21 protein-coding genes and 2 pseudogenes are annotated in these 18788 nt (G+C 57.1%); 12 read left to right on the plus strand and 11 right to left on the minus strand.

Annotated features, from left to right (window positions below):
* Positions 1 to 36: 36 nt before the first annotated feature.
* Together AM571_RS27155 and AM571_RS36645 are read right to left on the minus strand one after the other, a co-directional pair.
* Positions 37 to 717 carry an eCIS core domain-containing protein gene (locus tag AM571_RS27155; protein WP_074064123.1) on the minus strand — a complete coding sequence of 227 codons (681 nt, stop codon included), beginning with the start codon at positions 715 to 717 and terminating at the stop codon, positions 37 to 39.
* Positions 718 to 1423: 706 nt separating this feature from the next.
* On the minus strand, positions 1424 to 1753 hold the full coding sequence (locus AM571_RS36645) for a hypothetical protein (protein ID WP_132548964.1): 330 nt from the start codon (positions 1751 to 1753) through the stop codon (positions 1424 to 1426).
* Positions 1754 to 1875: 122 nt separating this feature from the next.
* Between AM571_RS36645 and AM571_RS27160 the strand changes: the two genes are divergently transcribed.
* Positions 1876 to 2961, plus strand: a complete 1086-nt coding sequence (locus tag AM571_RS27160; RefSeq protein ID WP_074064124.1) for an acyltransferase family protein — start codon at positions 1876 to 1878, stop codon at positions 2959 to 2961.
* 1113 nt (positions 2962 to 4074) lie between these two features.
* Entirely contained in the window at positions 4075 to 4263 is a 189-nt protein-coding gene (locus AM571_RS27170) for a hypothetical protein (protein ID WP_074064126.1), read from the plus strand.
* A gap of 304 nt (positions 4264 to 4567) precedes the next feature.
* Here AM571_RS27170 and AM571_RS27175 read toward each other — a convergent pair whose 3' ends face one another.
* Positions 4568 to 4825: a YMGG-like glycine zipper-containing protein gene (locus tag AM571_RS27175; RefSeq protein ID WP_074064127.1), complete on the minus strand. Its 258-nt coding sequence runs from the start codon at positions 4823 to 4825 to the stop codon at positions 4568 to 4570.
* Between the two features lie 1382 nt (positions 4826 to 6207).
* Here AM571_RS27175 and greA point away from each other — a divergent pair.
* On the plus strand, positions 6208 to 6690 hold the full coding sequence (gene greA, locus AM571_RS27180; protein WP_074064128.1) for a transcription elongation factor GreA: 483 nt from the start codon (positions 6208 to 6210) through the stop codon (positions 6688 to 6690).
* 392 nt (positions 6691 to 7082) lie between these two features.
* Here greA and AM571_RS27185 read toward each other — a convergent pair whose 3' ends face one another.
* Together AM571_RS27185 and AM571_RS38555 are read right to left on the minus strand one after the other, a co-directional pair.
* Positions 7083 to 8603, minus strand: coding sequence for an FAD-dependent oxidoreductase (locus tag AM571_RS27185; protein ID WP_074064129.1), 1521 nt, complete (start codon positions 8601 to 8603; stop codon positions 7083 to 7085).
* A 593-nt stretch (positions 8604 to 9196) separates the two neighbouring features.
* Positions 9197 to 9352, minus strand: coding sequence for a hypothetical protein (locus AM571_RS38555; RefSeq protein WP_245521243.1), 156 nt, complete (start codon positions 9350 to 9352; stop codon positions 9197 to 9199).
* Positions 9353 to 9383: 31 nt separating this feature from the next.
* Here AM571_RS38555 and AM571_RS38560 point away from each other — a divergent pair, with 31 nt between their 5' ends.
* Positions 9384 to 9650, plus strand: a complete 267-nt coding sequence (locus tag AM571_RS38560; protein ID WP_245521242.1) for a hypothetical protein — start codon at positions 9384 to 9386, stop codon at positions 9648 to 9650.
* Between the two features lie 47 nt (positions 9651 to 9697).
* Positions 9698 to 10009, plus strand: a complete 312-nt coding sequence (locus AM571_RS27195) for a twin-arginine translocation signal domain-containing protein (protein ID WP_074064130.1) — start codon at positions 9698 to 9700, stop codon at positions 10007 to 10009.
* Between the two features lie 342 nt (positions 10010 to 10351).
* Here the strand turns inward: AM571_RS27195 and AM571_RS37795 are convergent, their stop codons facing one another.
* From AM571_RS37795 to AM571_RS27205, 3 genes and pseudogenes are all read right to left on the minus strand, one after another.
* Entirely contained in the window at positions 10352 to 10441 is a 90-nt protein-coding gene (locus AM571_RS37795; RefSeq protein WP_237358680.1) for a VOC family protein, read from the minus strand.
* A pseudogene (locus AM571_RS37800) lies at positions 10429 to 10719 on the minus strand (VOC family protein); the annotation flags it as partial. The pseudogene AM571_RS37800 and the gene AM571_RS37795, both read right to left, overlap by 13 nt.
* Before the next feature lie 19 nt (positions 10720 to 10738).
* The gene (locus AM571_RS27205) at positions 10739 to 11095 is read right to left on the minus strand and encodes a hypothetical protein (protein ID WP_074064131.1); all 357 of its coding nucleotides are present in this window, start codon (positions 11093 to 11095) and stop codon (positions 10739 to 10741) included.
* A 1021-nt stretch (positions 11096 to 12116) separates the two neighbouring features.
* On the opposite strand from AM571_RS27205, the gene AM571_RS27210 reads away from it, so the two are divergent.
* From AM571_RS27210 to AM571_RS27235, 6 genes are all read left to right on the plus strand, one after another.
* Positions 12117 to 12419 (plus strand): hypothetical protein, encoded by a 303-nt coding sequence (locus tag AM571_RS27210; protein WP_074064132.1) that lies wholly within the window; start codon positions 12117 to 12119, stop codon positions 12417 to 12419.
* A 66-nt stretch (positions 12420 to 12485) separates the two neighbouring features.
* A complete protein-coding gene (locus AM571_RS27215; RefSeq protein ID WP_335727739.1) occupies positions 12486 to 12881 on the plus strand; it encodes a hypothetical protein in 396 nt (131 codons plus the stop codon).
* 309 nt (positions 12882 to 13190) lie between these two features.
* Positions 13191 to 13661 (plus strand): IS66-like element accessory protein TnpA, encoded by a 471-nt coding sequence (gene tnpA / locus AM571_RS27220; RefSeq protein ID WP_074061609.1) that lies wholly within the window; start codon positions 13191 to 13193, stop codon positions 13659 to 13661.
* Positions 13658 to 14014, plus strand: coding sequence for an IS66 family insertion sequence element accessory protein TnpB (gene tnpB / locus AM571_RS27225; protein ID WP_064697832.1), 357 nt, complete (start codon positions 13658 to 13660; stop codon positions 14012 to 14014). Before tnpA ends, tnpB begins: the two co-directional genes overlap by 4 nt.
* Positions 14015 to 14062: 48 nt before the next feature.
* Positions 14063 to 15637: an IS66 family transposase gene (tnpC, locus tag AM571_RS27230; RefSeq protein WP_074061610.1), complete on the plus strand. Its 1575-nt coding sequence runs from the start codon at positions 14063 to 14065 to the stop codon at positions 15635 to 15637.
* Positions 15634 to 16200, plus strand: coding sequence for a UPF0149 family protein (locus tag AM571_RS27235; RefSeq protein WP_064697834.1), 567 nt, complete (start codon positions 15634 to 15636; stop codon positions 16198 to 16200). The genes tnpC and AM571_RS27235 overlap by 4 nt, the downstream gene beginning before the upstream one ends.
* Before the next feature lie 761 nt (positions 16201 to 16961).
* On the opposite strand, the gene AM571_RS38565 is transcribed toward AM571_RS27235, so the two are convergent.
* Together AM571_RS38565 and AM571_RS27250 are read right to left on the minus strand one after the other, a co-directional pair.
* Positions 16962 to 17144 carry a DUF2934 domain-containing protein gene (locus AM571_RS38565; RefSeq protein ID WP_074064134.1) on the minus strand — a complete coding sequence of 61 codons (183 nt, stop codon included), beginning with the start codon at positions 17142 to 17144 and terminating at the stop codon, positions 16962 to 16964.
* A 57-nt stretch (positions 17145 to 17201) separates the two neighbouring features.
* Complete coding sequence (locus AM571_RS27250) at positions 17202 to 17354, minus strand: hypothetical protein (protein ID WP_155774545.1); 153 nt, start codon at positions 17352 to 17354, stop codon at positions 17202 to 17204.
* A 355-nt stretch (positions 17355 to 17709) separates the two neighbouring features.
* Between AM571_RS27250 and AM571_RS37805 the strand changes: the two are divergent.
* Positions 17710 to 17846: pseudogene (locus tag AM571_RS37805) on the plus strand (DNA-binding protein); the annotation flags it as partial.
* Between the two features lie 247 nt (positions 17847 to 18093).
* Here AM571_RS37805 and AM571_RS27255 read toward each other — a convergent pair.
* A complete protein-coding gene (locus AM571_RS27255) occupies positions 18094 to 18762 on the minus strand; it encodes an SHOCT domain-containing protein (RefSeq protein ID WP_335727740.1) in 669 nt (222 codons plus the stop codon).
* Between the last annotated feature and the right edge of the window lie 26 nt (positions 18763 to 18788).

The raw sequence follows: 18788 nt of genomic DNA on the forward strand, positions 1-18788 counted from the left end.
TCCTATTCTACAACCGACTGCATTTGGCCCGAGGCTCTATGGCTTGAGGTACAGTGGGCGTCGGCTCGCTGGCGAGCGCGTTCGTGGCTTTGTCCTTTTTTTCATCGTATCGAATCGGTCAGTGGCGGCGTATGCTTCGTCCTCAACAGATTTCCAGTCTCTCAAATATCGTATGGAAAAACTACGCGTTCCCCAGTCCCGAAACTGCTGAACATGCGTAAGCTCATGAACCCATAATCCAGGATCGTTTGCTCCAGCTTCATCTCTGAAAATGATGGTGTCGATCAAAGTAACCGCGTCTGCATTGCTGTATCGAATGGCCAGGTCAGCGATGTTCAGGGGGGCGCTAGCACCAATTTTGTAAGTCACCATGTCATAGATCTGCTCGTCGTAAAAGTTTCCGAGCGCTCGGCGAATCGCCGCCGGCATTGGCATCACCGCGCTGGAGCGCGCGGTATTTCGCGATACGATGATCCATTGCTCCAATGCCGCAGCTGCGGTCAAGACTTGGGCCTCCGACCGAACGCGATCCAACTCCTTTCCAATATCCGCGATCTCCCAGCCGATACGACCCAAGACATTTGACACGTCGCTTTCCGCATTGCCCGCTTCTCCTTGGACGTCGCGCGGAAATTGTTCGGGATGGCCTATGTCGCCAAGCCGAGCCCACCCCACAGCAAACGACCCAGTGAGTAATATAATCGTCATTGTCATCATGACGCAGGGTTCTCGTGAATTCGGCCACCGACAACAGCTCGGCACAATATCACAAGACGCTAATGTTATCACTTGCGCCCTCAATCTCGCCAGTTTCCCTTCGAATGAAGTCCCGCCCGTTCCAGTGGAGCCTCGCATTCAGATTGTATCGAGGCTGCGTGGCCTCATTGTCGCCCAAGGTGACGGGAGAACCGACACCAGGCCTGGGGCCCAGCAGCGTTGGAAAGTGCGGTAATTCGCCAATCTTGCAAGTGATCGCATGCGATGAGGTGTCAAAGTGCTACCCCACTTCTCGTAAGCACGAACTTTCCCTATAGCCGACATCTAAGCCCATGTGACAAGGAAGGCGATGGTAATGCGCCCGGGGTGTAGCGAGCTGCACAAACACAACTCACCAGGCAACACCGCGCTGCCCATACAGTGGACTCGGCTTCGCCGTCTCCTTCTCATGTTCGCCGAAGCCACGGCACCTGGGCCGCGTTTGTCCCCTGAGAGTGCCGGTTGACCTATTTTCGCATGATTGGCTGACCGAATTTATAAGAGGCAGGTCAGTGCCAAGTAGTTACTTTAGACGAGTTATAAGGAAGCCCAGGATTCGCTACCATTCTATTTCCTGTTTGTAGAGTGCAGAATGTGCGGTGTGACAAGTTGAGACTCAGCTTAAGAAGAAGAACTTTCAGGCTGATTGTCGCGGTTGCGGCGCTCTTTATTTTCCTTCTGCCGCTATCCGGACGGCACCAGCTGGTGCACGAACGTAGCTCTGGCAGTCCGATCTCAATTCCTTTGGCAACTCATGCAAAACACCCGGTCGACTGCAGTCGACATATTTCGCTGGCGGCGGGCGCCGCAGCTGGAAAACAATGTTCCGGCACCACTCCTGAAAAAATCTATCCATCGCGACAATCATTTCGGGGCTTTGGCGTTTTCGCAGGCGCATTCTTTCTAAGAGAGCCGATCCACAAACGATATGGATGGCTGCGATATCGAACCGCCCCAAGCGTCCGTATTGGCCATTTGATGCGCAGACTTCTTTCATCCCACAACCTCCTCAAAACGGCAGGAAGTGGGTGAAGACTGCGAAAGCTGAGCTGGTGGATTGGCGGCAGATCGACGTGTGAAGGCTGCCAACGAACGACGAATTTCGGAAGGAGGGGGATAATGAGCAACGCGAGGCTCGGCAGACGAGGGAACACGATCTATCCGGTTCAATATCTCAGAGCGTTTGCCGCAACGGCGGTCGCAGTCTATCACATTGGTTTCATCTTCGGCTGGCAATGGCGTCCGCTTGCGGCTGGTGTCGATTTGTTCTTCGTGGTCAGCGGCTTCATTATGTGGTCGGTTACGGCCGGGAAACTTATGAGGCCTGTCGAGTTCCTTGCGCATCGATTTATTAAGATCGTCCCGCTCTACTGGCTCTTCACTATAATTTTTGTGGTTGGGGCGCGTTTGTCTCCAGGCTCATTTGATCAGGCGTCCCCGACGGTCTCTGAGGTTGCGAAATCGCTGCTTTTTATTCCTTATTCCGCCCGGGACGGCGTTGACGGACCAGCACTCGCCGTCGGATGGACGCTCAACATGGAAATGTATTTCTATCTCATTTTCGCGTATGGTTTGGTGCTAAAGGAAGGGCGCCGTCTAATCTACCTCACAATAACCCTGGGAACTTTGATGCTGGCGCGGTTGCTCTCCAGCGAAGTCGCTTCGCTAAAAGTTGTCGCCTCGCCATTACTGTTGGAGTTTTTTGCGGGCATATTCATCGGCGTCTGGCACCACTCCGGCAGGGCTCTGCCGAAAAACGCGCACATGCTTCTTATCGCATTGGGATTAGCAGGTGTCGCGCTGTCGTTCTGGTTGGGAGCGCCGGCGAGCGGATCCAAAAGAGTCTTGCTGTGGGGATTACCCGCAGCACTCCTGTTGGTTGGCGCACTTTCGTGCGAGCGCAACGGGAGACAACGCAAGATCGAGTTTCTTCGTTATATCGGCGATGCGTCCTATGCACTCTATCTCTCGCATGTCATCACCATTGCTTACTGCAGGTATATCCTTGACAAAGCCGGATTTGAGGCGAGGGACGCATCGCTTAGTCAGCAGCTGAGCGTTTTCGCCATCGTCTTCATTGTGTGTATGGCTGTTGGGATCGCATGCTACTACGCACTCGACAATCCATCTCATCAGTGGATGAAGCAGCGGTTGCGGCGTTATTGGGAACGCCCGATCACCAGTGCGCGCACTCTTCGACCGTGAGCCCCCGTGCGCGATAGTCGCATTCTCTCTCGGCCACTCCAGCCGATGGGCCGATCTCTCGTCGGCCGAGCTACCAGTTTGATCTGGAGCCGGCCAATCCGAAAAACTCTCGCCCAGCGTCTGTAAGATGGGCTGAGGCCCCGGATGCCTGGGATCGCCCTAGGCACACGGCACGGCAACGAGATCGCAAAAACTCGTGCAAAGGTCCACTCCCCCTCGACGCCATCATGTGCTCCGGTGCCGAATATACGCACGAGTGGCTCTCTGGCATTCCATTCATCACCGACTGCGATTTCATTTCGCTTGCCGACAACCTGGGAAGGTGAATACCAAATCGCCGATGCGCAGGCGAACTCCTGGATTTCCATCTTGGCTTCCGCGGCACCCATCATGGCGCGCTTATCGACGTCTTAGGCGCGATCGATAGGACCGCGTTACCCTCCCCCGGTTCGTTGCTGCCATGCCCCCATAAGGAAAAGGCGATAGATCCTGCTACGAATAAAATGGATATGACCGATATCCAGTCCTTGCGAAGAGTGACGCCACCAACGCTGGTAGATGGAATGTCTGCCATGTCTGCCCCTTTGCCTGTCACCGTCCCCTGGGGTAGCGTTAGACGGTCAGCACGCCTAACGAAGACGCCAGAATGACGCCCCCTCGCAACACATAGCGGATGCAGCCAAGCTTATGCCCTTGCTCGGCTCAAAGTGTCGCCGGGAATGTTGTGACATTAAGCCAGTTTAGCACGGACTAGAAAGCTATCCCTTTTAGTTCGCCTTCGGTTGCCTTTTGGTTCTTCTTAGTACGCCTTTTGGTTGATCCTATCGATCTTGCAGCGCTTCGCTGAACCGCCAACTCCAAAGATCTTCGGTCCTTCAACGAAATGCCGATCCTGCGAGCGGGCGTCTAGAGCTGATCACCTGGAAGCGCTGGATGTTCCACGCCGCCCGTTGTCAAAATTCAGGGCCATTTTAGGTGCCTAGAGTTTTCGAATCCCAGGATCAGTTCTCCAGCGTCGCTCTTGGCGCGGTCGCAGACGGTGGCCAAGGAGCGGCGGAACGAAGTCCGAATTTAACCGTTGAACTTACGGCAGCAAGACGCGGAGGAAACACAATGGGTATCGAACAAGCCCCGACAGAAAAAGGTAGGCAAGCCGCACGCGGACTGAGAAAGAGCACTGCAAAGGAGGAAAAGAAAATCGAAGCCGAAAAGGGTTCTGACCTTGCAAAGGGGGCGGAACGCTTTGAGGAACGCTCGAAAAGCTCCGACGGCAAGAGCGCGGGGAAAAAGCAGCGCCTGTGATCCAATCGGTGTGAGCCGATTGAGATAAGCGCGTGGAGTCTGGGTGACGGCATCCCGACGCTTTGTAATTCACCTACTTCATCGTCGCATTGCCGCTGCTTGGCCTGATTGAGACACTGTGTCGGCTGCCGTGGCAGTTGGCTCAAGCTCTGTTTGAGAGGAGCAGGGGGAAACAGGAGACCACCTTCCTTGCCGGCATCGGGGGCCGGGACGTTCCGCCGAACGGAAAACCGTCCCCTTGTGTTAGAAAGGAGGCGGCTATTTTCTTGTCAGACCAGGAAGTATCTCGGACGGCTTGTCCGCTTTAACGGCAACGGGCCTCGTAGCGGCGACCATAGCGATCACGATAGATGCAGTAGCCACGGTGTTCCGTCGAGCGTCCGATCAAAGCACCGACAAGCCCGCCTGCCACTGCACCAACGGCAGCACCACCCCAACTATTGGAGACGACACCACCGATGATGGCGCCCGATCCGGCGCCGATCGCAGTTCCTTGTTCGGTCGCAGTGCAGGATGCCAAGGTACCTACTAATACACTGACAAGAACGATTCTTTTCATCATTTTGGTTGCTTCCTAAATTCAATTCTTCGAACGACAGTCAGCAGATAGCCCGAGCGTTCATGGAAGTCCAGAAGCCAAGGCCGAGCCAGGAGGTGCTCGCGTTCCTACAAAAAAGGGGCCTTCCCGGCGGCGGACCGGGAAAGCCCTTAACCCTTCGCGCGGCTTACCGAATCCGTGCGCGTCAGGCTGCCCACAACATGGATCAAGCTTGCCGCAAAGAATATTGGACCGAAGCCTGAAAGTCGCTGGACTTTGGTCTTATTTGAGGTCCCCACCATGCAGGCACTCGCGGTAGTGCCAGCACAACTGGCCGTAGCGGCCGGCATCTCTGCGACTGCTGAATATCGCATAAGGTGGGGCTGACCCAGCCGTTCTCGCCCGCTATAGATTGGCGATGCTGGGTGGGTCCAGATTCAGCTAACGTTTCGTCCCCAGGTCTCCGCCACGCGAAGGCGTGGGCGAGGCGTATGAGTTAATCGACCTTCAGCTTTCTCCTTGGGGCTGAGGGCCATAGAAGCCCTGGGTCTGAGTTCAGGAGACACGGTTCTTGAATATTGGATGCGGAGCTGGCCAGACCCTTCTCCAACTTGCCGAGCGGGTCGGAATTGAAGGGCGGGTGATCGGTGTGGACGTGGCCCTCTTGCACACAGGCGCGGTTGATCCAGGCAGATCCCCAGTTTCTGGATTTCTGAGAGCGTGGATGCCGTGTTCTCGCGATTTGGTGTAATGTCCCGGTTGAAGCCTTCGCCCAACTTCCGCCGAATTCTGAAGCCGTCAGGCGCTGGCGTTTAGCTGCTGGCGCCGGCTTCAGGACAACGAACTGGATCACCTTCCGCCCTCCGCAGCTGGAATACAGGCCACCGTCGACGAAGCGCTATCAGCTTTGCTGACCCCGAACACATTCGCAGCATCCTTGAGGCGGCTGGATTCGGAGAAATCGTCATTCAACGCACGATGAAAAGGTATCGAGCAGCGATCTCGGTACTCTGGAAGGATGGGTTCACTCGGAAAGCTAGTTCGGGAGAACTCCGCTCTGCAAAATGACGGCTGAGCCCTTGATACGGGAGGCACTGGTTGCCTTGGGCGATCCCTCCAGGATAGAGCTTTTGGCTTCAATCTGGATCACAAAGGCGCGGGCCGGAGCGATGATCCGGTAATGAGCCTCCTACTATCCAGAAAGCTTCGCTGTTGACGGTGAAATGTCCATTCCTGGCGGCGCAAGGAGGAATGTGACAATCCTGCAAAAATCCTCTCGTCGTCGGATTGGGATAGAGGTATCTTATCTGTACGCGACCATCGAAAAATCGCAATAAAAATCGAGCTGCGCACGTGACGGATCGTCGATGTCGTTGGCCAGTCTATTGTCTAAACGGAGCCCAAGATTGAGCACCGCGTTCACAAAGGAAGAAAGCGCTGAAACGGCTTCGGAAATACTGCTGCCCGACCGTCCGATTTCACCTCACCCGAACCTGGTTACAGCCGCGGGATTGAAGGCTTTGGAATTGCAGCACCAAGAAGCCCGAGAAGCCTACGATGCCGCAAGTACAATCGAAGACGTGAATGAACGGCGGCGGCAGGCAGCAATCCCCTTGCGTGACATGCGTTACTTTAGCGAGAGAATTCGTACTGCGCAGGTTGTCCCTGAACCTATTTCATTTGACATTGTCGCATTCGGGAGCACGGTAACGTTCCGCCGCGACGACGGCCGCGTGCAGAAATATCGCCTTGTTGGAGAAGATGAAGCGGATCCTAAGTCCGGATCGATATCCTTCGCATGCCCTGTAGGAAGGTCTATAATGGGCAAAGCTATTGGAGACATCGTCAATTTAGGTGACCAAGAACTCGAGATTCTTGCCATCTCCTAGAGAAGCTAGTGCCCCCACCGATCGCCAGCGACAGCCAGATTCTGGCCGGCGCGACAGTTTCATGTAAGAGGCATGTCCGGCGGAAAAGAAGCACCGTTTCGATACCCGGACCTTGCCAAACAATGAGGCTGGGCGACGGACGGAACAGACTACCAATTGCCCGAGCCGCAAGACCTGCGCCTGCGCCAGGTGAGCTTGTCGCTCGGACTTTCATGCATAGCTCTCGGCGACCGAGCGGAGTGGTCGATCCCGAGCCAATTTGAATCATTTGCTCTGTCGCCACAATGACGTGGGAATTCACCTGGAACCCGATCCTGTTGCACATCGTGTACAGATCAACGACGTGGCGTCCCGCATCTCGAGAATGAAATCCGTCTGAGCTCTGTAAGGATCTACTGGACATTAGCCAAGGGAGACACAGCCGGGCCGTTCAGAGCAGTACCATCGGCGGCAAATTGCGAACCGTGGCAAGGGCAATCCCAGCAGCGCTCGAGGGAGTTCCAGTGCAAGTGGCAGCCTATATGCGTGCAAGACGCCGAACGTTTGTAAAGCGTGCCATCTTCGTCCCGGAAGGCGGCGATCTTGCTGAGGCCCACGCGGACGATGGCACCTTCTCCCGGCCGCAGCTTGTCAAGAGAATCGATTTCTCCAGGCGCGATATACTCTGCGAAATTCTTGATCGCCGTTGCGTTTTCGACGAGGTAATCGCCAATCGCCTTTGAAGTCTTGCGGGATGGCTCGTAGAGTTCCCGCCAGCGGCTGTTGCCATTGAGAATTAGATCTCGGATCAGCAGAGCACCCACGACTCCATGTGTCATGCCTTCGCCGGAATCACCAGTCACCACGAACACCCGCTCGTTGCCTGGATTGCGACCAATAAAACCTGCGTAGTCGATGGTCTCCATCACCTGCCCGGACCACCGATGGGTCTCGATGCCAAGATCGGGCACTAGACCTCTGATCCAGGACGTCAAGGCCGCGAACCGCTCGTTGCCGTCGTTAGCCGCGCCAGTCTTATGGTCTTCACCGCCGACGATGAGAAAGTCCGTTTCGCCGTCCCCCGGCTGCAGACGCACGTAATGGTAAGGGTCTTCAGTATCCCAATAGAGCCCATCTGGGACCAAACCGCGCCCGATTTCGAACGACATTGCATAGGTTCGGTAGGGCGATTGCTTGGTGTGGAGGGCGACACGGTCATTGATTGGCGAATTGGTCGCCACAACAGCCCATTTTCCAGTGGCGACAAAGCCCGAGGCTGTTGCCACGCGGACACCGCCGTCTTTTTCCTCAACCTTTTCGACTATTGTGTCCCGATAGACGCCGCCACCGCGAGCGCGAACGCCGTCGGCCAGCCCGCGCAGATATTTGAGCGGGTGGAATGTCGCCTGACGGGCATAGCGAAGGGCGGGTGCCGCGGAGAACCCCGCAAACGGCAAGCCGGCGGTTCTTTCGACCGCGACGCCGAGTTGCAATGCGGCCTCGAGTTCTCGCTCGAGCTCAGCTTCCTGCGCTGAAGTCGACGGGAAAAGGAACCCGTCGACACGTCTGAAATCGCACGCGATCGCCTCTGTCTGCTGAATCTCCTCAATGCGATTGATCGCGGCAGATTGACTCTCATGGAAGAGCCGCGCCAGCTCACGCCCCCGCAGACCAATGAGTTCGGAAAAATAGTCATCGCATACCGATGTAAGATGCGCGGTCGTGCGGGCAGTCATGCCGCCTCCGATCTGGCCGCGATCGATGACTGTCACTTTCTTCCCAGCGAGAGCGAGCTCGTAGGCCACGGACAAGCCGGCAATTCCGGAGCCGACAACGACGACATCGGAGTGGTCGTCGTGGGGGAGCGGAACGGCATCAGGCGCAACGTCGATCTGCGCCCATAACGGAATGGTTCTTTCATCGCTGACATTCATGGCCAACCTTCTCCAAAAACCTACACCCGCTAAATAGGAGAAAGAACGTAAATGTTCCCGCGAACCTTGCCCCGCGGATCCTGGGATCACTCAGGTTGGAGGCTGCCCTGCGGATCCCATCGCAGACGGTTGTCCTGACCACGCGCAATCACTTTCTAGCCTTCGCGCAATTCCCGAGCCTTACCGAAATGCCGCCGCAAGTGAGGTGAAGCTTTGTATATTAGATACGTTTAATGTATAGTGAGTTTTTCTTTTGTCGGAGACCGGATGTCGCTGGTCGGGTTGTCGACCGCGGGGGGCGTGACATGTCTCGAAGCTTCCTTTACGTGGTAAACTTCCCGGTTCTTCTCTCTTCGACTTTGCTCCCAGCCGCTGCTCAAGTGAGCGGGAAAGGCGAGATGCGGGGGAAAGAATTCGACGCGGCTGCGGCGGAGCAGGCGAGACGCTATCTGGAGGAGGGCCGAGAGACGTTTCGCTACGATACGTTCGGCAGCGAGGATTTTTGGGGAGGTAGGCTGAAGCTTCATGAGGCGATTGCTGGCGAAAAGCTGGGCGGCAAAGGACCTGGTCTCAGCCCGAAAAGGGCGCTCGAGCTAGGCCTGAAAGTCGACGTAAACGCTATCCCGAAAGACGTAGCCGGAGCGCTGAATAGAGGCAAGGCACATCTTGCCGATCCAGCCAGCACCCTTGTCCTGCTCAAAGCCAACGCCGTTGTCGGGCGTGACCGGCTTCTTTGCCGCCGATGGCAAGACCCTTACCTCGATAGGAATTCAATGCGCCGTGTCCCACTCGACCGTCGACGATGCCTACGCACCAGGCCTCGGGGCGAGACTGGACGGCCGGCCCAATCGCGACCTGAACATTGGCGCAATCGTCGCGCTCGCACCGGACCTGACCGCATTCACCGAGATGCTGCAGATTTCCGAAACGGACGACGGCCAGATCGCGGCGCTTCAGGACGTCGTCAGGCACTACGAGCGCCACCTCAAACTCGGCCTCACCGATGAGGAGAAGAGCGATCTGATCGAGTACCTGAAGTCGATTTGACCGCTGTTCGACAACGTTGACAGCATAGGTAACAGGGAGGCAAGATCATGAATAAGGGGAAAATCCCGGCGCAAGGCCGCTCAAGCCAGGCCGTATCCCGACGGAAGTTCTTGAAAGCGGCGATGGCCGGCGTCGCGGTTGGTGGTGCAGCTGCGCTTGGTTCTTGCATGACGCGCCAGCCTGCCGCACGCGGGGCCGGAACGACGCCGAAGTCTGTGGCGCGCTACCAGAATTCGCCGAATAAGGGACGACGATGCGGCGGGTGCACCCATTTCCTGGAGCCCAATGCATGTGAGATCGTTGCAGGTGAAATCAGCCCTTATGGCTGGTGCCGCTTCCACGAGCCGCGGCCGGCCTGACAGGTATGACCCAAGATAGACGCGCCCGGTGAGCAGGATTGTTGAGACGATTGCGCCAGCCTCATCGCTGGGCGAGCGTCTTCTGTTCTCCAGCGCAGAAACGTGTTTTCGGGCCAAAACACCACCGCGTCGGATGGAGTGCTGCGCATCAATCTCGACAGTTCCTGCGGTGACCGTTTCGGGAGAAAGAAAAGGCCAGCCTGCCCCTCGATCTGGCGGCCACAGGACGCCACCGAGCGTCAACCACGCCGCGCCGCCTCGATTGCGGCGACGTTGATTTTTTTCATCGTCATCATGGCCTCAAACGCTCGCTTTGCTTCGTCACCGCCAGCCGCAAGCGCTTCAGTCAATCCGCGGGGAGTGATTTGCCAGGAAAGCCCCCTTGTCTTTGCACCAGCCGCACGCGCTCTCCTCGCCGCCATTTCCGACGATGGCATTCCAGTAGCGTCGGTCTCCTCCTGGTCGTCGGTGGCGATCTGGACCGAGAAGGCTTCGTTGTGCTTGAAGGTCGGTCCCCCGTTCAGACCGAGACAAGGAATCCCCGCAACTGTGAATTCGACCGTCAACACATCGCCCTTTTTGCCGGACGGATAGTTACCGGATGCGCGGTGTACGGCACTCACCATGCTGTCGGGAAAGATCTCAGAGTAAAAGCGAGCAGCAGCCTCGGCGTCCTTGTCGAACCAGAGGCAAATCGTATTCTTAGCCAGACGCGATTGACAAGCCGCATCAGGGAACTAGCCCTTCCGCCTTAGCGCTGCGAAGAACCGTCTCGACCGCGTTGTCAGGATCGCCGTCAGAGGTAAACCACACAGGTTTTCCCGAGACATCTTCCGAGTTACGCATGGTTCTGAAGACGCCGCAGGAAAGCCCGCTTTCGCAATCTATGGCGACCTCGAACTGACCCATCGGCGAACTGAAGGCCATATCGTAGGCGCCTGCCACGAAGAGGCGTTTGCGATCCAATCCCGAGCCGGTTTTTAGCGCGTTGAGCAATCGTGGATGCGCTTCAGTAATGGCGACTTCGCAAGGTGGCGTCCAATAGGTGCCTTGTTCCAGTTCTCTCTTGATCGGCTGCCGGGGCATGATCGTTCTCCCCTTACTCAATTTGTTGCAATGGGCGGTCGCTCCACTGTTTGTTCCTATTATGTTCTCATCGTGATCAGAGTCAACAAAACTTTGGAGGTGCGCCGCAAGGATCGAGCTACCGAGACGGCTCATCGACTTTAAGAACACGGTTCTGACCGGTCGGCACTTGTGGAGTTTCGCCCCATTGCTGGTGCGTGAATACGGCATGTTCTCCAGGTCCGAGCCCATTTTGGGTCAGCTCGAAACAAGATTCGTGACCAGACTCGAGATGCCGACGCCTGGTTCAGCCCAGTCCCAGGACCCGTCGGCTCCGTGGGAATGCGCGGTTCAGTGAGTATTCAGGGTATGTACATAGACTGCCGTCGCCGACGAGGGCGGCGCTAAAAGCCAGCGGGCATGTTCGCGGTTGGAGTAAAGAGCAGCTGAATGGAAGCCGGCGTCACGCCCTGGTGCTGCGTCAAAGCGTATTCCGGGGCTTTGTGAAGCTGCGACTCCTTCTTAACGTTCGGGCGATTGCTTCTCCGGTAGACCTCGCCAGCCGCTGAATTATCCTAATCTGCCTTCGCATGGCGGCGTCCAAGCCGTGAGCGACTGTCACTCTAAAGCAGGGGTATCCCTACGATAAGGATGACGACCAGTCCTGCCATCACGAGCGACGTCTCGATCAGAAATATCGCTACTTGTCGTCCGGTCATGTCTGGAAAAATAGCTTTCATTGACGCGTCTCCTCGCAATAATTTTCCAATGTAAGTACCACATCATAGGAACTTGTGGAATGTTCTTATTTTAATTGCGGCGAAATGCCTTGTTTAAATCCTAATCAGAGCGCACAGTATTTCTGTCGGCAGCATTTGAAGCGGGCGCTGCCGCAAAAGGGTTAAAATCCTTCGCCCCAATCAAAGGAGGACGTGATGTCTTCCATGTTCCATCATCACTATTCCTTTGAACACGTCGCAATCAGAATCCTGGTCGCGCTCAGCTTCGCCTTCATCCTGTTTCTGATTTCAGGGGGCTGGCTGTGGTAACCATCCTCTACGTCGATGAAACTGCAGCTATCGAGGGCTCGACGCTGCAGCGAATTCTGAAGCGAGCCAATTATGCGACATCTGACATGGAAGCCGACGAGGGCCCGGAGCGTCACGAGGAGGTCGAGATCATCCGCCGCATTGAGGCCGGCACGATCCCCTCGAAAAGCTACCCGCCCTCCTTTCGGCGTAGGCAAAGCTCAGACCCGGATGCACTGGCGTCGTGGGAGAACGAAGGCGGCGCAACCAGCGCGCGTTCGGCGGCAGCCTCGAAAGCTGCGGAGAATCGAAGGTGACTGGCGCACCGACCAAAGAGCTGCCCGATCCGGCCCAGATCGCGTCAGGGCTAAGGCTATAAACGCATGAAGAGAAAGCTGACCGGGACGGAAAGATCTCCTGGCTGCGCGGCAAACCCTGTCGCCTCTGCATCAAACCAGACCGAGTCTGCCATGAACAAAACAACTGAAACCGAGATCAGGTTCGATCATTCGTTTCTCATTCAATCTCTTGTTATGCCACTGGCAGCCGGTACATACCGGCTAACGGTGGACGAAGAACGGATCGAGGAACTGTCCTTTGCCGCATACAGGATATTAGCCGCTCATCTGGAAATTCCGTCAATTGAAACGCCTTCGCTCAAGAGGCAGCATTTGCAAGTCACGCGAGCGGAAATCGATGCCGCGCTGCTGAAGGACCAGCAAGCCGCACGATCGCCAGCGGGCGAAGATCATCCAAGTAGGGAACGCAGCTCTTCATGACTTGCCACCGAACCGCGCCGAGGAGTCGGGCATGTCGTCCGTGGAGGAAGACTTGATGCTGTCGTCATATATGAGCATCCTTGAAAGTTATTGTTTGCTTTGTCTATTCCGAGGGCGCATGGTCTAGCCTCCAGCAGTAATCATTACGGGCGCTGCTGTTTGAGGGTCGTGAGACCCTTTGCCCCGACCGAAAGGAGGATGTCATGTCTTCCGAAACATCCATTAAATGTGAGCGCGACGAACAGCCCACCTTTTCTTTGTTGGTAGAGCCCGCGAGATAAGCTCCTTCATCGATAGGAGCGGAATGGAATGGTTGGAGATCGCGCTGATGCCATGCTTGAAGTCATGGATGAAGGCATGCATGAAGCCAGGCATGAGGGAAAGTATCGTCGGATCGAGGTGATCACCGGTCGGCGGCAGCGGCGGAATTGGACTGACGAGGAGAAGGCGCAGATCCTGGCGGAAAGCGCGGAACCTGACGTGAACATCTCGGCCGTTGCCCGGCGCTGGGGCGTCAATCGCGGCTTGCTGAACGTCTGGCGTCGGGACGCTGGGCTGACCTCTCAACGAACCGCGAAGGCCTGCGCGCAGCAGGCGATGTTCGTGCCGGTGACGGTGGTTGGCGATCGAACGTCACGCCAGGAATCGCCGTCGGATGTCGCCCACGTCGCCGCCGGTCGGATTGAGATCGAGATTGCCGGGGCGCGGCTGAGCGTTATCGGCGCAGTGGCGCCCGAGTTGGCGCAGGCGGTAGTAGCGGCGTTGCGAGGGCGCCGGTGATCGGAGTTTCGCCAAATGGCGTGAAGATCATGGTGGCGACGCAGCCTGTCGACTTCCGGCGCGGCATGAATGGCTTGGTGGCCTTGGTGGCGTCAGCGCTTGCGGCCGATCCTTACTGCGGCGACGTGTTCGTGTTCCGCGCCAAGCGTTGCGATCGACTTCGCTGCATTTATTGGGACGGATCAGGCATGATCCTGGCGACGAAATGGTTGGAAGGCGGGAAGTTCGTTTGGCCACCGGTCCGCGATGGCGCGATGCAGATGAGTAGCCAAGAGTTCTCGCTATTGCTGGCCGGAATTGACTGGACGCGGGTCAAGCGAAACCCGGTAAAAAGGCCGACGAAAGCAGGCTGATCCTATTGGTTTTGCTTGAAGATTCAGGCTCATATGGTAGGGTCTGCCATGCCGCTTCGACCCGATCCCTTGCCCCAGGATGCTGCGCAATTGACCCGGATCATTCTCTCGCTCGATGAAGAGAATGCCGATCTCAAAGCGCGCGTGGCCTTCCTTGAGCGCCAGCTCTTCGGGACGAAATCGGAGAAGATGACGATCATCGATCCGACGCAGGCAATGCTCGACCTTGGCGATCTCGGCGACATTCCCGTTGCTGCCAATGACGATGTCGCGCCCGTCGCCGAGGACAAGACGCAGGCACGGCGATCGCCAGCTCGCAATATCGGCCGTTTGCCCAAACACCTTCCGCGTTATGACGAGATCATCGAACCGGAGAGCAAAGTCTGCCCCTGCTGCTCATTCGAGCTTCATTGCATCGGCACGGATGTCAGCGAGGCGCTCGACATCGTGCCCGCGGTTGTCCGGGTCAAACGGACGATCCGTCCGCGCTATGCATGCCGGGCCTGCGAGAGCGTCATTGTGCAAGCGCCCGCGCCGGCGCGCGTGATGGATGGCGGCATGGTGACCACCGCCTTTGCCGCTCATGTCGCCGTTTCGAAGTTCGCCTGGCATCTGCCGCTCCATCGCCAAGCGCAGATGCTTGCCTCCTGCGGCGTGATCATCGATCGCGGCACCCTCGGCGCCTGGGTCACGCGGGTCGCCTGGTGGCTTGAACTTCTCTACGATGCGCTCACCGCCTTCATCCGCTCCCAGCCGAGGGTGTTCTGTGACGAGACGCCGCTTCCGCGGCTCGATCCGGGGCGCAAGCGAACCAAGGTGTGCCAGTTATGGGCCCAGGCAATCGACGACCGGCCGTGGAATGGTCCGGCGCCGCCGGCCGTTGCCTATATCTTTGCCGAAAGCCGCGGCGCTCGCGAAGTCGAGGGGCAATTGTCGTCGTTTACCGGCGTGCTTCAAGTTGATGGGTACCAAGCCTATAAAACCATGGCCAAGCGCCGGGGGAAGAGCAATGTCGCTCCCATGCGGCTGGCCTTCTGCCTTGCCCATGCCCGGCGCAAGTTCGTCGATGTCGTCAAGCTCACCGGCTCCTCGGAGGCTCTGTCGATCCTTGCCAGGATTGCCGAGATCTATCGCATCGAAGCGAGACTGCGCGGCGAAAGTGCCGATACCCGGCTCGTAGTGAGGCGCCGCGAGGCAGCTCCTGTCATGAGAGAACTGAAGGCCCAGATCACCGAATTGAGCGACGAGGTGTCGTCGAAATCGGCGCTTGGCAAGGCCGTCACCTACACGCTCAACCACTGGAGCGGACTGGCAGCTTTCCTGGAGGATGGCCGGATCGAAGTGGACTCCAACGTGGTCGAGCGTTCGATGAAATCCGTGGCCCTGACGAGAAAGAACTCGTTGTTTGTGGGCAGCGAGCGGGGTGGCAAGACCTTCGCGGTCCTGGCATCGCTCGTCAACACCTGTAAACTGAATGGTGTGGACCCCGAGGTCTGGCTTGCCGATGTGCTGGAACGCATCGTCGCGGGCAAAGTGAAAGCCAGCGAGATGGAAAGTCTCCTGCCGTGGAACTGGAAGGCTGAGCGCGAGGCGATGACAGAGCAGGAGCGACGGGCGGCATGACGCACAACAGCCAGGGCATGACGACCGCACGACCGAAGCTTGATGATGAGGCGTTCGAGGCGTTTATCAGGGGACGTCGTCCAGCATCGCCGATTTGGTCAATGAGCGGTCTCGATGGCTATCTTACGGCCCTCATCATCGGCCCAAGGTTCATCGACCCGCGTCAATGGATCCCGGAGCTGACTGGCCCGGATGCCCTGAACCTGCCGATGGAAACAACAGAACATCGGGCCGTGCAGACGATCGTTGCGGAGTATAACCGCATCTCCGCAAGCCTTGCCGAAACGCCGAAAGACCACCGGCCCAGGTTCACCAGGATCGATGACCAGACCTTTGATCCATTCGATTGGGACCTCTGCTTTCTGCTGGGAACACAATACGCGCCGAGGCTTTGGCAGCCCGTCCTTCGAGGTCATGCCGTCACTGGCGACATCATCGCGCCCATCCGCAAGCTCGGCGACGCAAAACACAAAGCAACCCGCCAGGATGCTGCGGACGTCGCCGAAGCACTTGTCAATATCCGCACCTACTTCATGCCGAAGCGGGCAAAGCAGAAGCTCTGACAAAGGGTGCTGTTGCGATGCCGTCAACGCTGAAAGCCGTGGGCTGTTCGTCGCGCTCACCATTAAATATATGACGAGCGACGACCTCAACTTACTTCAGGGCGTGCTGAAGGATGCTGGCTATACGGACGATGTTCTCTTTGATCAGCCTCGACCCTTCCCCATCGCAGCCCGGCTTCTGATTGGCCTGTTTCAAGAGGGAACGACCAGTCCAGCCGAACTGACTATCCAGCTCGAACGGCACTTCGGTAAGCCTAACAAAGAGGCTGTTACGCTCGGAGCTCCGCGTTTCTCTCGCTTTGCGATCCAAGGGCTTCCGGCGCAGCCATCTGGCTCGACCCATTAAAGCCACATTCAAATCCAATGAGCGACAGAACCTGTTTGCCGCGCACTGAGAAGGGGACGCGACCCCAAAGTACGCGCCGAACTGCCTGGCGACTCAGGTAACTGTGAGTGGGATGCCGATTTAGACTTAGGCTAAGAACATGACGTAGTCTTCGTATGCACCCAACCACGAGATGGATTTCGTCAGGTGACAGGCACGTACTCTCCAACCGCCCGATCATTTCCAGCATCGCAGCTTTGCACCCGCACGCGACAGAAACGTAACACATTCGCAATAAGCGCGCTTTCAGGGTTTTCTATCATGTCTGTCCCTCGTTGTGGGATCATCGTAGAAGCCAGTGCTTTAGCAAGCGGACCGAACACAAACGTTACAATCGCCTATCGGCGAGACGCCTCGCGACTACGCGAAAGCGCAGTTAACCAGTCGCGTCGTCTTGCGGCGTCCGCCAAGGGTCCTTTTCCACTTGCGGAGGGGATTGCCCTTCCATCTCCTTTATGGCGAGCTCCCAATTTTCGCGGTCTTTTCCTTCAGGGCAGCCCTCCCTTTCCCATATAGCGTAAGCGCGGGCTTTTACTTGTTCTTCCTTGGATTTCTGCATAGCGCTATCCTTTCCTGGTCGCTCCTGTCACGCATCGTGAGACACACGCCAAATAGCTCACGTCCTGAGCAGCAAATGCCCCAGGACGGCGACCGAGATGAACATTGCGACAAGAACCGCAAAGTATGTCGCTAACGAGCGGAAGTTGGTTTCCCGGATCAGGCGAACCGTGTTTTCACGATAAGAACGGAGCGCTTCGATGGTTGGCATGTTAGCCTCCTTGAGCGTGGCTACGATGAGGAACATCGAATGGCCGTGTGGTCAAAAGACCGCAAAAAGATGACGCGCCATTAACGGGGAATAGTCAAACGCATTCGTACCAAAGGGACCTCGCTAGCGGATCCGACCTTGCTGCGCTTACCTCTACTGATTTCAAAGGGTGAAGCAGCGACGGCGACGCAAAGTGGCACGTGCGCGGTGGCTTCCGCCGCACCGCTTGAAGGTGTCTTGCGCTTTCTGCGCGGAAGAAAGCTTCCCGCCAACCGAGGCGCGCCTATCGCCGCTTCGGTTCTGCCTGGTTTGCTGCATGGAAATTGATGATGAACGGCTCGTTCTACTGGTTGCCCGCCGCGCCGGAGCATCAAAGACTGGCGTATTGCCTGACTTTCTCATAGGGGCCAGCAGCGGTTAGTGGTCACCCGCGACCTTGGCCGCTACCGCACATATTTTCCGTCAGTAACGCTGATTACGCAGCACGTGTAGCCAGAAATATTTGCAGTGGAGGTGGTGCCGCGCCGTGTCTGCGTCGCTGATGTGGTCGCAACTCCGGCTCAGATCTGTGTGCAAAGGTTGGCACTCAGACTACGGATTGCTGGCCCCCGAAACGCGGAAAAACATTTGAACTTATTTCACCGGGGAGGGTGGGGCAGTGAGTGCTTTCATTGTGATTATCCGAGCTCGATGGAAGCCATCTACTGATCTGCGTCCGGCAAGCCCTGTTCGTCGGGTGCTATAGTCGACTGAGCAACTCCGATTTCTTCACCTCGAATTCCTGATCTGTGAGAATTCCCTTTTCACGAAGTGCCGCGAGGCGTTCAATCTTGCCGAAGATGTCCTCATCGGACCGACGAAGCTCCGGCGCTGGAGGCGCCGGTTGTTGTGGCACGGCGGCTTCCTGCGCGGACGATGCGAAAATCGATGGCGCAACGGCGGCGGCATATGGTCCGATAGCAGACGTGCTTGCCGGTTCCTTGCCGTCCTGATCGACCACATCCAGTTCCGAAATCTTCACGAGCCCATGCTGAGAGGTGAAGCTCAGCGTCTGGTCGCTGCTTTGCTGTTGCGAGAAGCCGCCAATGCGATGGTCTTTCGTGTCGTAGACCGTTAACCGGCCACCAACATCGATCGCCAGTCGTCTGGTTGTCGGGAAGAAGGCATAGCGCAGGTTATTCTGCGCCCCGGTCGAGGCAGGGTGCCCGAACTCCTCGGGCCACCAGTTGCCGGCCGACAACTCCCCAGGCACGAATAGACTGACGCCGCCCTGACCTTGGTATTGGGACTGGTCCGACCTCTGTAGGTCCAGCAAATCCGTACTGCGAACCAGGGCGGCAAGCTCGGAACAAATCCCCGCCACGTTCGCCTTCAGAGCATGGTTGAACATGTCGCCGACCATGATCATGCCGCCCTGTGACCATTGCCCCATGC

The organism is Rhizobium etli 8C-3, assembly GCF_001908375.1.
Classification (GTDB): domain Bacteria; phylum Pseudomonadota; class Alphaproteobacteria; order Rhizobiales; family Rhizobiaceae; genus Rhizobium; species Rhizobium etli_B.

Excerpts from the sequence above, each read along its gene's own strand:
- AM571_RS27155 (WP_074064123.1), bottom strand. The coding sequence starts at position 717 with ATGATGACAATGACGATTATATTACTCACTGGGTCGTTTGCTGTGGGG.
- AM571_RS36645 (WP_132548964.1), bottom strand. The coding sequence starts at position 1,753 with ATGAAAGAAGTCTGCGCATCAAATGGCCAATACGGACGCTTGGGGCGG.
- AM571_RS27160 (WP_074064124.1), top strand. The coding sequence starts at position 1,876 with ATGAGCAACGCGAGGCTCGGCAGACGAGGGAACACGATCTATCCGGTT.
- AM571_RS27170 (WP_074064126.1), top strand. The coding sequence starts at position 4,075 with ATGGGTATCGAACAAGCCCCGACAGAAAAAGGTAGGCAAGCCGCACGC.
- AM571_RS27175 (WP_074064127.1), bottom strand. The coding sequence starts at position 4,825 with ATGATGAAAAGAATCGTTCTTGTCAGTGTATTAGTAGGTACCTTGGCA.
- AM571_RS27185 (WP_074064129.1), bottom strand. The coding sequence starts at position 8,603 with ATGAATGTCAGCGATGAAAGAACCATTCCGTTATGGGCGCAGATCGAC.
- AM571_RS27195 (WP_074064130.1), top strand. The coding sequence starts at position 9,698 with ATGAATAAGGGGAAAATCCCGGCGCAAGGCCGCTCAAGCCAGGCCGTA.
- AM571_RS27205 (WP_074064131.1), bottom strand. The coding sequence starts at position 11,095 with ATGCCCCGGCAGCCGATCAAGAGAGAACTGGAACAAGGCACCTATTGG.
- AM571_RS27215 (WP_335727739.1), top strand. The coding sequence starts at position 12,486 with ATGAAGAGAAAGCTGACCGGGACGGAAAGATCTCCTGGCTGCGCGGCA.
- tnpA (WP_074061609.1), top strand. The coding sequence starts at position 13,191 with ATGGTTGGAGATCGCGCTGATGCCATGCTTGAAGTCATGGATGAAGGC.
- tnpC (WP_074061610.1), top strand. The coding sequence starts at position 14,063 with ATGCCGCTTCGACCCGATCCCTTGCCCCAGGATGCTGCGCAATTGACC.
- AM571_RS27235 (WP_064697834.1), top strand. The coding sequence starts at position 15,634 with ATGACGCACAACAGCCAGGGCATGACGACCGCACGACCGAAGCTTGAT.
- AM571_RS38565 (WP_074064134.1), bottom strand. The coding sequence starts at position 17,144 with ATGCAGAAATCCAAGGAAGAACAAGTAAAAGCCCGCGCTTACGCTATA.
- AM571_RS27250 (WP_155774545.1), bottom strand. The coding sequence starts at position 17,354 with ATGCCAACCATCGAAGCGCTCCGTTCTTATCGTGAAAACACGGTTCGC.
- AM571_RS27255 (WP_335727740.1), bottom strand. The coding sequence starts at position 18,762 with ATGATCATGGTCGGCGACATGTTCAACCATGCTCTGAAGGCGAACGTG.